The organism is Peptostreptococcus sp. MV1, from assembly GCF_000758885.1.
In the GTDB taxonomy this organism is placed as follows: domain Bacteria; phylum Bacillota; class Clostridia; order Peptostreptococcales; family Peptostreptococcaceae; genus Peptostreptococcus.
In genome coordinates this window covers 1-13,542 of record NZ_JRNB01000096.1, presented here as the reverse complement: position 1 = coordinate 13,542, position 13,542 = coordinate 1, and the positions used below count along the sequence as shown (strand labels likewise).

The window sequence follows — 13,542 nt, the reverse complement described above, 5'->3', positions numbered from 1 at the left end:
GCACAAGTATAAAATAGGCTAAAGTGACTTATCAGCCTATTTATGATATAATATATCTTAACAATAAAACGGATAAGGGGTAATAATATGGCAATTTCTTATAAACCATTATGGCACTTATTGGTAGAAAGAGAAATGAATAAAGAAGACTTAAAAAGAGCTGCAAACATAACAAGCAACATAGTTTCTAGAATGAGCAAAAACTCTTATGTGAACTTAGAGTCACTAGAAAAGATTTGTTTGGCATTGGATTGCAGAATTGAAGATGTTATAGAGATTCATAGAAATGAGGTGGAATAAAATTGGGAAATCTATCGCAAATCAGAAGAGCTGAAATGCTTGAATACCTAAATCATCTAAAAGAAATTCATACAGATGATGAGAGTAGGATTGCACTTGGCAAGATTGAAACAGCCTTAACTGAGAAAAAATATGGATTAGTTTGGGAAGAACACGAAGAAGAAGTAGATAAAAAGCTCGTTCACAACATACCAGTGTTTAGAGAAATAGAAGATAAAAAAATAATTGGAGATAATACCTCTGATTTTAATTTTATTTTAGAGGGGGATAATCTACATTCCCTTAAATTATTAAAAAAGACTCACATGGGCAAAATTGATGTTATCTATATTGATCCACCTTATAATACAAAAAATAAAGAATTTATTTATAACGATACAAGGATTGGAGAAGATGACACATATAGGCATTCTAAATGGATCTCATTTATGAGCGAAAGACTTGTTATTGCAAAAGAGTTGTTATCTGATGAGGGAGTTATTTTTATTTCAATTGATGACAATGAGCAAGGACAACTCAAGCTATTGTGTGACCAAATTTTTGGAGAGAAAAACTTTATAGCTAATATAGTTAGGAATACAAACTCATCAAAAAATCAAAGCCTTTATGTTTCTGTAAGTCATGAATACTGTTTAATATATTCAAAAGATTATGAAAAGCTTCAAGTTAGACACAAAGATAATAAATGGGAAACAGAAAAAAATAATATAGATGAATATGAGAAAAAGGTAAAACAATTACAAAAACTAGGATTATCACATGATGAAATTACTGAAGAGCTAAAAGAATTGACTAAATACCCAAGATTTATAGATTTTACAAATTATTGGTATTTTGATGATAGAGGACTCTATCAAAAGGCAGATTTAGGAGGGGTAAAAAATGGCAATAAGACCCCTATTATAAATCCTTTAACAAATGAGGAAGACCCAGTTCCACCAGGAGGGTTCAGATATAGTAATGAGAAATTAAACGAGCTAATTTCAGAAAATAGAATTCATTTTCATACAGATGGCAGTTTACCAAGATTAAAAAGATATTTATTAGAAAATAGGAAGCAAAGACCAAAGTCTATAATGAGTGATGACCAAAGACCAGACTACACTTTATTAAAAAATATGGATATAGAATTTGACAACCCTAAACAAATGGCTTTTATGAAAAGAATATTAAGTATATTTGATAATAATAGCTTATATCTTGATTTTTTTGCTGGGTTTCGTGTCATAATAGTGATAGAGGCAAATAGTTATGTAAATATAAAGAGTTCAAGACTTCTACCAAAGTTTAAAACTCAAAAAATAAATAGTTGGTGTGCTGCTTAGAGTAACCATTTTGATAATGTGGATGCGAAACAAAAAGAGATAATCAGACTTCGTAAAAAATTGAAACAGGTTGAAATGGAGAATGATATTTTAAAGCTAGCTGCACTACTGTTAGGCAAAAAATAGACCTCATTATCTCGAACCGAGATAAATATAGCATTAGTGCAATGTGTAGACTACTTGGGGTCACAAGAAGTTTAGTCTATTATCATTTGAACAAAGAAAAAGATGTGAAATTAGATGAAGATGAAAAACTAATAGAAGAAATAAAAGAAATATTCAGAAGAAGTAGAAACAACTATGGAACACGCAAAATAAAAAAAGAACTAGGGAAAATTGGATATAAAATATCGAGAAGAAAAATAGGCCGAATAATGAAGAAAAATGGCCTAGTCTCAAACTATACAGTAGCACAATATAAAGTAATAAGATCCAAATGCAACGAAGAAGACATCCCTAACCTTTTAAATAGATAATTTGACAATAGAGACTATTTAGAAGCAATAGTAAGCGACCTAACATATGTAAGAGTAGGAAAAAAATGGAATTATATATGTTTAATAATAGACTTAAACAGCCGTGAAATAATAGGATACTCATCAGGTAAAAACAAAGATGCAAATCTAGTAGCAGAAGCATTTTACTCAATAAGGCAGCCACTAAATCGTATAAAAATATTTCACACAGACAGAGAAAGAGAATTTAAAAATATAAAAATAGAAGAAATATTAAAGGTATTTGGGATAAAAAGATCGCTAAGTAAAAAAGGAAGCCCATATGATAACGCAGTAAGCGAAGCAGTCAATAAAGTAATGAAGACAGAATTCATATATCAGGAGAACTTTACTAATTTCCAAGAACTTAATCTAAAATTAGCAGAATACGTATATTGGTATAATAACCTAAGAATTCATGGATCTTTAGGATATAAAACACCAGTAGAATATAGAAAAGCAGAATAAAAAGCTCTGGAAGTTTCATAAATTAAATAAAATATATGAACAGACTGTCAAGGGCAAATTTCAATGAAATTTGGGCGAAGCCTTTACCCTTGATTGTCTGAGAATATATTTTATAATCTAAAGAAACTTTCAAGCTTGATAATGTTCGGTTATAAATTGTCTAAAAAAGGGTTGCCATTCCATGTATTTGGGTTCATTAGAAGAATGCCGAGCAATGGGTAACATGACGCTGATGTGTTTATACACAAAAAAGCTACACGTGCGTTGGCTGACAACAGGGAGCTAAGTAAATTAACACCAGCTAAAATGTTTGACGCTATTAATAAATGACAAGTATATGAAATTGGTTTTACCTAGTTTAAAAAAGAAATTATAATGAAAATATGGAGGCTAAGAATATGAAGATTAATAATGAATGTTGTTGTGGATGCAAAACAGAAAAGCCGGATCAAATTAAAGACAATTGTCCTGTATGTAATAATGAAGGGATTTCCGTTAGTAAAGTAACTGTTGAACATCTAGTGGTAGATGATTATCGTAATGCTGTTAACGGAGATCAATATAAGATTTGCATGAACGAGGACTGCGACGTTGTTTACTATAACTTAGATAATGAAATAAAATTCTTGAAAGACCAAGTTAGAGTTCCTATCTGGTTTAAGAAAGATGCAGATCCTAAGTATGCTTGTTATTGTAGCGAAGTCACAGAAAATCAGGTAATTGAAGCAGTTGTAAAGCATGGCGCGAAATCCGTAAAAGAAGTAAATGCCATCACTGGGGCAATGAAAAATTCTAATTGTAAAGAAAACAATCCGTTGGGAGTTTGTTGTCATAAGATTATTCAGGAAGCTATCGATAAAGGCTTGAAAATGAAATAATTACAGTCGATATGTTCCTACAAACGAGAGCCAATCTTTGATATGTTTCCATCTACGAGCGTGGATATGTTCCCCATAACCTTAGGGGTTGAGAATGCAGTTTTGATAGCTATCAAGGCAACTCGACACACGTTGAAGCAGCAATTCTGATGACGTATTGTGGTTTGGACAAGGAATAATAGGAGTCAACCACAACATGTAGTGGTTTGAGTACGAAAATTGGGTCAAAAACAGGCTAAAAAATACCGTTTTTTGACCCTTTTAAATAGGGCATTTGACAGATGACATTTGATGTTTCGGGATTAAAAATCCATAGGGTGAGGTAGATTAGCACAGAACTTTATTGAATAGAGAAATTAAAAGTGATATAATCAGTTGCATAAGGAGGAGTTAAATATGTGTACATGTATTGCAGTAGTAGATATTACTTTATCTCATTTATAATGAAAAAAATTAAAGGAGGTAAAGGTATGGGTATGTTTTCTATATTTGTTATTGAGAGATTTCATTATCAACTAAACCAAAAATAATTGGTTATAATGAGCTCTTAAGATTAGTTCATTATAACCGGCAAGGAGAAGGTTATAATGAAACAGAAAAACCCGAAAAATACGCAAAATTTCATTACATCTAAAAAGCATGTAAAGGAAATATTAAAATATACGAATATCAATAAACAAGATAAAATAATAGAAATTGGGTCAGGAAAAGGACATTTTACCAAGGAACTTGTGGAAATGAGTCAACGGGTGAATGCTATAGAGATTGATGAAGGTTTATGTCATGCCACGAAAAAAGCAGTTGAACCTTTTCAGAATATAAAAGTTATTCATGAGGATATTTTGAAGTTTAGCTTTCCTAAAAATACAGACTATAAAATATTTGGTAATATTCCCTACAATATTAGTACTGATATTGTAAAAAAGATTGCTTTTGATAGTCAAGCGAAATATAGCTACCTTATTGTAGAGAGGGGATTTGCTAAAAGGTTGCAAAATACCCAACGAGCTTTAGGTTTGCTGTTAATGGTGGAAATGGATATAAAAATTCTTAAAAAAGTGCCACGAGCATATTTTCACCCTAAGCCTAATGTAGATTCTGTATTGATTGTACTTGAAAGGCATAAACCATTTATTTTAAAGAAGGACTACAAAAAGTATAGATTTTTCGTTTATAAATGGGTAAACAGGGAATATCATGTTCTTTTTACTAAAAATCAATTAAGACAGGTGCTGAAGCATGCGAATGTTACTGATCTTGATAAATTATCCAATGAACAATTTTTGTCTGTTTTCAATAGTTACAAATTATTTCAATAAATTAAAAATAATTAAGCGTTCTCTAACTTTAAGAGAACGCTTAATCTTATTACATTGAAAAATGCATTCTATTATTTTCAATTATTATGATATAACATAACTATCATTTTACTTATTTGCATATTTGCACGAAAATATAGTTATCGACGACTATTCTGATAATAGCAACTAATATAGTCAATGATAACTCAAAATTTATTGATATAGTAGGTATATGTGCAACTAATTAGGGAAGATTTTAGCTTGCCATTTCTGAAACAGCTAAAACAAGTATTGCGTAAAGAATGCGCCAGTCTTCCCATGGACTTAAAATGCTTGCTTGGGGCACACATAAAACCCCTTGAACAATCTATTGACAGAGTTGAAGGACTGTCGGAGATTCTAAGACGAAGTAATCCTAAAATGGCCCTATGCCATACAGATATTCATAATTGGAACTTGATGCAACGGGATGAGCAGTTAGTTCTAATTGACTGGGAAGGCTTGAAATTGGCTCCAGTAAAAGCTGATCTCATGTTTTTTGTTGATAAGCCATATTATGATGTATTTATGAACATATACCTGAAATTACACAAAGATTTTTTAATCAATACGGATGCTTTGTTATTCTATCATATTAGACGTAAACTAGAAGATATATGGGAGTTTATTGAACAACTTTTATATGACAATCAAGAGGATAAGGAAAGAAATGAAACTATAAAAGTTCTTGATGGTGAACTGAATAACTTAGTGTTTTGAAAAAAGAATAACGTATTATTAAGCTAAATAATATTGGAGAAGAAAATGAATAAACAAGAATTATATCAAATTGCTTTCAGTATAATTAATCATAAAAAGTTACGGAACTTTGGAACTTCAGGGCATGTGGAGACGGTAGCTCTGTTGTCCAAACTAAATACAGAACATCATTTAGATATAGAAATAGGGGAAGATGAATTATCTGAAATTGACTTTTCAAAAGACGCAACTTATGGAGAAATTAAAAAGTATGTGTTAGATAAATACGGACTAAAAGTTTCAAGCCTATATATTGCACAAATAAAAAGGAAACATGGTCTAATAGAGAGAGAAAATTATAATTTTAGTAAGAAAGAAAATCAAAGAGTGCCAAATTGCCCAGAAGAAAAAGAAAAAGCAATCGAAGATGCTTTAGAGCATTTTGGAATGATTTAAATAATATCTAAGATTGAAAATTTTAAAATTAAGACTTAAATACTTTAAGATTAAAAAGATATGTACTTCTTATATAACATAAGAAGATTAATTGAAAATCAGGGGAACGATGATGGTAAAATAAAAAATTTTAACAACTAAAGAAGAATTAGGCATTATTGCCAAAGAGGTTTTTATGAAGTTAAAAATACTGAAAAAGACTTGTTAGAATTGAAAATTTTAGATCATTGTGCAGGCAGCGGAACAACGGGGCATGCAGTTATAGAATTAAATCATGAAGATGGTGGAAAAAGAAAATTTATACTTTGCACTAATAATGAAAATGGGATAGCAGAAAATGTATGCTACAAAAGAATTGAAAAAGTTATTAGGGGATATAAGTACACAAGTAGAAAAAAAGAAATCGAGGTAGAAAAACTTCCTAGTAACCTTAAATACTATAAAACAGAATTTATACCTAAACTTTCAGAAGATGAGGAGATTTTATCTTCTAAGCTTCTTGACTATATCAAAGAAATGGTCGAGCTTGAAAATATGTGTGAGATTGATGGGAACACTAGGAGAATAATTTTATCTGATGAAGATTTAAATATAGCACTTACTGAAATGGAAGAAAGTGGTGTTTTATATATTCCATCATTCATCTTACTAACCAATGAAATCAAGGATAGTATCGAAGAAAGGAAACTTGAAGTTGTTACTATCCCAGACTATTATTTCACAGAAGAATTAAGAGAGGTGAACGAATTATGATGTTAGATTTATTTGATTTTCAAACAGACGCCAAAAACTATCTTTTGGATAAAACAACAGATCCAAATGCAAAAAGAAAAATCATTGTAAAAAGTCCGACCGGATCTGGTAAAACAATAATTCTACTTTCTTATATTTATGATTATCTTCTATGGCAGAACCCTAATAAGGTATTTATCTGGCTTACTCCAGGTAAAGGAGATTTAGAGGAACAATCAAAAGATAAAATGGACGACTTTATTCCTCATGCAAAATCTGCGAATATACACGATGCCTTACTTCAAGGTTTCAAGGGTGGTTACACCTATTTTATAAACTGGGAAATGATAACCAATAAAAAGAATAATGCACTTAAAGATAGTGAAAAGAAAAATCTTTTTGAAAGAATTGCAGAAGCACATAGAGAACAACTTTCTTTTATCACAATTATTGACGAGGAGCATTTGAACAACACCTCAAAAGCAGATGATATTTTGTTTGCCCTTAATTCAGATAGAGAGATAAGAGTATCGGCAACAACTGTCAAAAATCCGATGGCAGAATTTTATGAAATACCAGAAGAAGAGGTAATAAATTCTGGTCTAATCACAAAGGCACTCTATATAAACCCTGGTCTTGAAGCAGACGAGATGGACGACCTTGAAAGTGAAACTATTTATCTAATACAAAAAGCAGATGAAAAGAGAAAAGAAATCAAAGCCGAGTATGAGAAAATAGGAGAAAAAATCAATCCTCTAGTTATAATACAATTTCCAGATATGAGCGAGTCCTTAGTTACTTTTGTGGAAGAACACCTAACAAATATGGGTTACACCTATAAAAATAAAATGCTTGCTAAATGGTTAAGTGAGGAAAAAATAAATACACTTGATGTTACAGATGAAGACTCAAAATCAAACTTCTTGATTATGAAACAAGCTATTTCAACTGGTTGGGATTGCCCAAGAGCAAAGATACTTGTAAAACTTCGTGAAAATATGACAGAAACCTTTGAAACTCAAACAATAGGACGCATAAGAAGAATGCCAAGAGCAAGGCACTATGACAACGACCTATTAGATTTTTGCTTCCTCTATACATTCGATGAAAAGTATAAAGAATCTGTTATACAAGGTGGAAATGCCTATGAAGTTAAGAGGTTATTTTTAAAAGACAAGTGCAAAGATTTTGATCTTGTAAAAGAATTTAGAAATAAAGACTATCAATTTGTAGATGAAGTATTGGTTAGAGATAGAGCTTATGATTATTTTAAAGACAAATATAAACTAACCAACATTAAAAAGGACAATGAAAAATTATTAGAGTCTTATGGTTTTATAATGGGAACAAAAGTTATATCTACCTTTAGAACTGGTAAGTTTATAAAACTCAAAGATATAGTTGATGAAAAGCAAGGTGAAAATAGAGAAATAGCCTATGAAGTATCAACTCACGATCATGGAATTGATTGTTTGCACGCAGTTGATATGATAAAAAAAGTTACTGGTGTACCATCTAACAAAATGAGGGCAATTCTTCAACATCTTTTCCATAAAAATATACCATCAAGCAAGAAGTTATTAAATCTTTCTAATCGTGAGTGGTACGCTTTTATGATTAATAATGCTGATAAACTAAGAGATGACTTTTTAGATTTAGCTGCAATTTCTAATGCAAGACAAATACAAATCTTGGATAAGAAAACTGAAAAATGGAAATTGCCTTTAGAAGATTTTTATAAATATCTTCCGTATGAAACAGAAGTAATCGAGTATGAGAAAAATGCATATAAAGAATACAACACTTCTATGACAACATCTCAATTTAGATCAACTTCAGAACAACTCTTAGAAAACTATCTTGAAAGTAGAGATGATGTAGATTGGTACTATAAAAATGGAGATACAGGACAACAATATCTATCAGTTATTTACGGTAATAATCTAAGCAAAGAATATCTTTTTTATCCAGACTATATAATCAAAAAGAAAAATGGAGAAGTATGGATAATTGAAACTAAAGGTGGAGAAAGAAAAGGTGTAAGTAAAAATATTGATAAGCAGATCGAAAATAAATTCTATGCTTTTAAGGATTATGCTGATAGGCGTAAAATAAATTGGGGGTTTGTTAGAGATAAAGATACAAGACTTTATATTAACAATACAGACTACACAGAAGAAATGAATAATGAAAATTGGAAAAGGCTAGAAGATTTATTTTAATGAGGTGTTGAATGACAGAAAGTAACGTTCCAAAAGTATTTATATCATATTCATGGGAAAGTAAAGAACACTCAGATTGGGTTAAATCTTTAGCAGATAAATTATTATCAGATGGTATTGAAGCTATAATAGATAGTTATGATGTAAGTCCAGGGGATAGACTTCCAAAATTTATGGAAAGCTCGATAAGAGATAGTGATTATGTAATTATAATATGCACTGAAGAGTATAAAAGGAAAGCTAATAATAGAGAAAAAGGTGTAGGTTATGAAAGTCATATAATATCTGCGGAACTCTACAATAATCACAATGATAGGAAGTTTATTCCAATCATTAGACAAGGAGATTTCAATACAGCTTTACCTACTTACCTAGACGGAAAACTTGCAATAGATTTAAGAGGTAATCCATTTAATGAAGAATCATATAAGGATCTTATTGCATCGATATTTAAAGTTAAAAAGAAACCTAAAGTAGGTATAAGACCATATTATGTTGATGAATATGAACCGATAACAATTGAGGGAGAGGATATAAAAATCGTAGGCATTATAACAAATGAAGTTACCTTGCCAAAAAATGATGGAACAAGAGGTTCTGCTTTGTATAGTGTCCCTTTTAGATTATCTAGCAAACCAACTGACACATGGTCTGAATTATTTTTAAGAAATTGGGATTGCCCACCAAGATTTACATCAATTCATAGACCTGGAATAGCTAGAGTTGAATCTGATAAAATTATTTTAGATGGAACAACAATCGAAGAGGTAAAACAATATCATAGAGATACCTTGATTTTGTGTGTAGAGAAAACAAATGAAGAAGAAAAACAAATTAGAAGAAGAGAAGAACAATTAAAAAGAAAGAAGCAAGAAGAAATAGAAAATCATTATAGAAACATAAATGATATTTCAAAAGACATAAGATTTTAATTGCACAATGATTTATACCTTGAGAGAGGAGGTAAACTAAATTGATGAAAACACTTGGTATGTTATTCATCATCTGCTTAACAGCAACAATTATGATGGTGAATTTTATACTTATTATACCGAAATTTGGCTCGAAGTATTTCGGCGCACCTGATGATATCAAAGTTATTATGAGTAAGTTGCCAGATAAACCGATTTGGGTCAATATAATCGGCGTACTTATCATGATACTTGGATTTGTTGCAATTGGAGCCGTTCTGGTCTGGGCAATTGTTGATACAGTAAAATTTAGTTTAACTTTTCAGCAAGCCTTTGTTAGATTTTTAATACTATTTGAAGGATATAAGCTTTTTGATATTATATTTTTTGATTATCTCATGCTTACCAAGTTAAAATTACCAACTAAAGTTTATCCACAGACGGTTGGTGCTAAGGGATATGATAATTTTGGGTTTAATGCAAAAAGTCAGATCACAAAAGTTATAATCTTCTTTTTCGTGAGTCTAATTTTGGCATATTTACTGACCGTTTTGGTTTAGTATCTGTCCTAATGGGAGAAATTTTCAAAAATAAAAATAGGGCAACCTATTTAAATCAAAGCATCCACTTTTGTGCAATGCTTATATATTTTATCTTTGCAGGTCTTTACCTAAAGTGGTTTAATTATGATTTCTCTATTGTAATTTCCGTCACCATCTTTGTTGGTATTTATTTACTAATAGTCTACATCTTTTATCTTTATGAGAAAAATATGATAAAAAAAATCAACAAAAAGTTATAACAATTAAGACTGGGATTACATGGAAAGATATATAAAAAGCGTAAAACAAAAATGTAATATAGAAATGTATAACATTTAGAAAAAGACGATTAGAAATTAAAAATCTAGTCGTTTTTTTTAATACAAGAAAGGAGTTATATATGAAAAAATTAGAACAAATCAGAAAAGAATCAAAAGAAATAAAAAATAAAATTGACGATACAGAAGAAAGATTAAGGCAACTAAAAAATCAAGAAAAAAAGATATTAAAACAAGACATAGAAAAAAGAAGAAAAGAAAGAACACATAGGCTCATAACAAGAGGAGCAATCTTAGAAAGCCTTATAGAAAATGCAGAAGAACTAACAGATGAAGAAATAAAAATCCTACTAGAAGAAGCAATAAAGACAAAAGAATTTAAAGAAACACTAAAACTAATGAGAGAAAATTAATAAAAATAAAGGGTGTTGTAAATAATCAAATCTCCCTTAGATTTTCTAAGGGCGCAATTATACACCCTAAAGGGTGCTTGCGTCCTGCGGAGCCAAACCCTTGCAGAGACCAACAACCATTCGCTTTTTAAAAGTCAAGGGTAAATAAACTCGCTAATGCTCGCCCTTGACTTTTAAAATTTGAAATGAACAAAACAATTAAGCCGACATACTGAAACAACAAAAATTAATTCAGTAGTCGGCTTTTTTAATTCTATCATTTCAAAACGCTCATTCACAAAGAGGATATAAAAAATCTATTAAGCCTCCACCTAAAACAACAAAAAAAGAAAGGAAGTGATAAAAATGGCAGACAGTTTTCATTTTTCAGTAAACATAATATCAAGAGGAAAAGGCAAAAGTGCAGTAGCAAGTGCAGCATATATAAGTGGAGAAAGAATAAAAAATGAATGGGACGGAGTAACCCATGACTATACAAGAAAAGAAAAAGTATTAGTAAAAAATATAATATTGCCTGATCATATACCAAAAGAATTTAATGATAGGTCGACCTTATGGAATAAAGTAGAAATGGCAGAAAAAAATTCTAATGCACAACTAGCAAGACAATTCATAATAGGACTACCAAAAGAATTAACTTTAAGTGAAAATAAAAACCTAGTCGAAAGATTTATAAAAGAAAATCTAACATCACAAGGAATGATAGTAGATTATGCAATTCATGATGAGAGTCAAGATAAAAATGGAAATATCCATTGTCATATAATGACCATAATGCGACCCATAAACGAAAAAGGAGAGTTCTTAGCTAAGTCAAAAAAAGAATATATCCTAAATGAAAAAGGAGAAAAGATTTTAAACAAAAATGGAAAACCTAAAACAAGAAAAGTAGAACTAACAACCTGGAACGATAAAGGCAATGTAGAAAAATGGAGAGGAAATTTTTCTAATATTTGCAATGAATATCTAGTAAAGAATGATATAGAAAAAAGAGTAGATCATAGGAGTTTTAAAAGACAAAATTCAGATTATCTACCGACAATCCATTTAGGATCAGCAGCAAGTGCAATGGAAAGAAAAGGAATAGAAACTGACAAAGGAAACTATAATAGAGAAATAAGAAAATATAATAACCTTGTAAAAACAATAAAAGAAGAGATAAAAACATTAAAGGGTTGGATAGGAAATTTATTAGATAATCTATCTACTGCTTATGAAAAATTTAAGGAGATAGAAAGAGATAAGGTAATAGACAACCCTAAACTTTTTAATCTAACAAATTATCTATTAACTTATTCAGAAATTCAAAAAGAAAAAAGTAAATATCTAAAAGGATATGCAAAAACTAATAAAGAAAAATATGACTTCAAAAAGCTAACAAGTGCATATAGTTATTTAAGAAAAAACAACATAGAAACCATAGGTCAGTTACAAACAAAAATAGAAACTTTAAAGTCTAATAGTTATAGTCTAAATAAAAAAGCAAAGACAATCCATAAAGAAATGGAAGATGTAGAAAAGAAAATATTATACTATGAAATCTACAAAGCCAAAAAAGGAGTTTATGAAGAATATCAAAAGAAAAATATATTCACAAAAGATACATTCTATAACAAACATAAGAAAGACATAGACCAATATAAGGTAGTAAGTGGGAAATTAAAGAAACTCCTATCAGATAAGGAAAAACTAAGTCCTAAAAAATGGAATGAAGAAAAAAATCTTTTAATGGCAAATCTTGAAGAAATAAATAAAGAAAAAGACAAGATAAAAGATGAATACCAGGAAATTAATCATATAAAATATTCAGTAGATTTTGTAAACAAAGAACTTGGCATAGACTTATCCATAGAAATAGATAAGTTAATAAAACAAGGTGAAAAACCGAGTGTAATAGCACAGATTAAAAAATTCCAAGACCAAGTTATTAAAGACAATGAATACAGAGAAATGATGAAAAACAAGAAAATGGATCAAGAAAGATAAGACCTGGTAAAAATATCTTATCCAAGCTATAATATGACCAAGAAAATAAAGGCAGATCTAGGAGGTAATANAGATGAATAAAAGGCAAGAGCTAATAGATGAACTCATAAAAGCAGATCAAGATGGAACATANAAAACNTANAAAAGCACAGAAGAAATAAAANCNATGAACAATGANGAANTNCAGATNATATATTCCAACATGAAAAACTATCTATCAGACAAAAGAACACACACAAACTACTAAAGGTGGAAAAGCAAAATAAGAGNAGAAAAACAANAAAAGGTACAAATACCTAANTAANCTATAAAAACNTCAAAATAAAGCATTCCACCACCAAGAACAANAAAATAAAAACAANCAAAGGGAAGTATAGAAAAATTAAAGCCTATACTTCCCTTTTTTTAATTCAAACAAAGGAGANAAAACATGATAAACGAAGAAATAAGCAAAGAAGCAGGTCAAGCAGCACAAACCATAATAACATACACAATAAA

At 30.0% G+C, this 13,542-nt stretch carries 14 protein-coding genes and 1 pseudogene; all 15 read left to right on the top strand.

The window, feature by feature from the left end:
• The first annotated feature begins 87 nt into the window (after window positions 1-87).
• The 15 genes and pseudogenes from HMPREF1639_RS07285 to mobQ all read left to right on the top strand — a co-directional run bounded on the left by HMPREF1639_RS07285 (window position 88) and on the right by mobQ (window position 13,044).
• On the top strand, window positions 88-300 hold the full coding sequence (locus HMPREF1639_RS07285) for a helix-turn-helix domain-containing protein (RefSeq protein ID WP_008902116.1): 213 nt from the start codon (window positions 88-90) through the stop codon (window positions 298-300).
• A gap of 2 nt (window positions 301-302) precedes the next feature.
• Window positions 303-1,625 carry a site-specific DNA-methyltransferase gene (locus HMPREF1639_RS07280; RefSeq protein ID WP_084572488.1) on the top strand — a complete coding sequence of 441 codons (1,323 nt, stop codon included), beginning with the start codon at window positions 303-305 and terminating at the stop codon, window positions 1,623-1,625.
• 12 nt (window positions 1,626-1,637) lie between these two features.
• Window positions 1,638-2,587 (top strand): annotated as a pseudogene (locus HMPREF1639_RS09505) (IS3 family transposase); the annotation flags it as partial.
• 398 nt (window positions 2,588-2,985) lie between these two features.
• Window positions 2,986-3,465: a Csac_0668 family 2Fe-2S cluster-binding (seleno)protein gene (locus HMPREF1639_RS07265; protein WP_000700631.1), complete on the top strand. Its 480-nt coding sequence runs from the start codon at window positions 2,986-2,988 to the stop codon at window positions 3,463-3,465.
• Between the two features lie 404 nt (window positions 3,466-3,869).
• Window positions 3,870-3,995, top strand: coding sequence for an erythromycin resistance leader peptide (locus HMPREF1639_RS09715; protein ID WP_017650677.1), 126 nt, complete (start codon window positions 3,870-3,872; stop codon window positions 3,993-3,995).
• Window positions 3,996-4,052: 57 nt separating this feature from the next.
• A complete protein-coding gene (gene erm(A) / locus HMPREF1639_RS07260) occupies window positions 4,053-4,784 on the top strand; it encodes a 23S rRNA (adenine(2058)-N(6))-methyltransferase Erm(A) (RefSeq protein ID WP_000810833.1) in 732 nt (243 codons plus the stop codon).
• A 243-nt stretch (window positions 4,785-5,027) separates the two neighbouring features.
• Window positions 5,028-5,525, top strand: coding sequence for a phosphotransferase (locus HMPREF1639_RS07255; protein WP_001116341.1), 498 nt, complete (start codon window positions 5,028-5,030; stop codon window positions 5,523-5,525).
• 45 nt (window positions 5,526-5,570) lie between these two features.
• Complete coding sequence (locus HMPREF1639_RS07250) at window positions 5,571-5,960, top strand: RNA methyltransferase (protein WP_242847301.1); 390 nt, start codon at window positions 5,571-5,573, stop codon at window positions 5,958-5,960.
• A gap of 201 nt (window positions 5,961-6,161) precedes the next feature.
• Entirely contained in the window at window positions 6,162-6,713 is a 552-nt protein-coding gene (locus HMPREF1639_RS07245; protein WP_036764961.1) for a hypothetical protein, read from the top strand.
• A complete protein-coding gene (locus tag HMPREF1639_RS07240; protein ID WP_036764958.1) occupies window positions 6,710-8,914 on the top strand; it encodes a DEAD/DEAH box helicase in 2,205 nt (734 codons plus the stop codon). Before HMPREF1639_RS07245 ends, HMPREF1639_RS07240 begins: the two co-directional genes overlap by 4 nt.
• Before the next feature lie 11 nt (window positions 8,915-8,925).
• Entirely contained in the window at window positions 8,926-9,846 is a 921-nt protein-coding gene (locus HMPREF1639_RS07235) for a toll/interleukin-1 receptor domain-containing protein (RefSeq protein WP_036764956.1), read from the top strand.
• A gap of 44 nt (window positions 9,847-9,890) precedes the next feature.
• Window positions 9,891-10,385, top strand: coding sequence for a hypothetical protein (locus tag HMPREF1639_RS07230; protein WP_036764955.1), 495 nt, complete (start codon window positions 9,891-9,893; stop codon window positions 10,383-10,385).
• Window positions 10,386-10,396: 11 nt separating this feature from the next.
• Window positions 10,397-10,627, top strand: a complete 231-nt coding sequence (locus HMPREF1639_RS09645; protein WP_242847300.1) for a DUF3021 family protein — start codon at window positions 10,397-10,399, stop codon at window positions 10,625-10,627.
• A gap of 140 nt (window positions 10,628-10,767) precedes the next feature.
• Entirely contained in the window at window positions 10,768-11,058 is a 291-nt protein-coding gene (locus HMPREF1639_RS07225; protein ID WP_005398222.1) for a DUF3847 domain-containing protein, read from the top strand.
• A gap of 345 nt (window positions 11,059-11,403) precedes the next feature.
• Window positions 11,404-13,044, top strand: a complete 1,641-nt coding sequence (gene mobQ, locus HMPREF1639_RS07220; RefSeq protein WP_036764952.1) for a MobQ family relaxase — start codon at window positions 11,404-11,406, stop codon at window positions 13,042-13,044.
• Window positions 13,045-13,542: the final 498 nt, after the last annotated feature.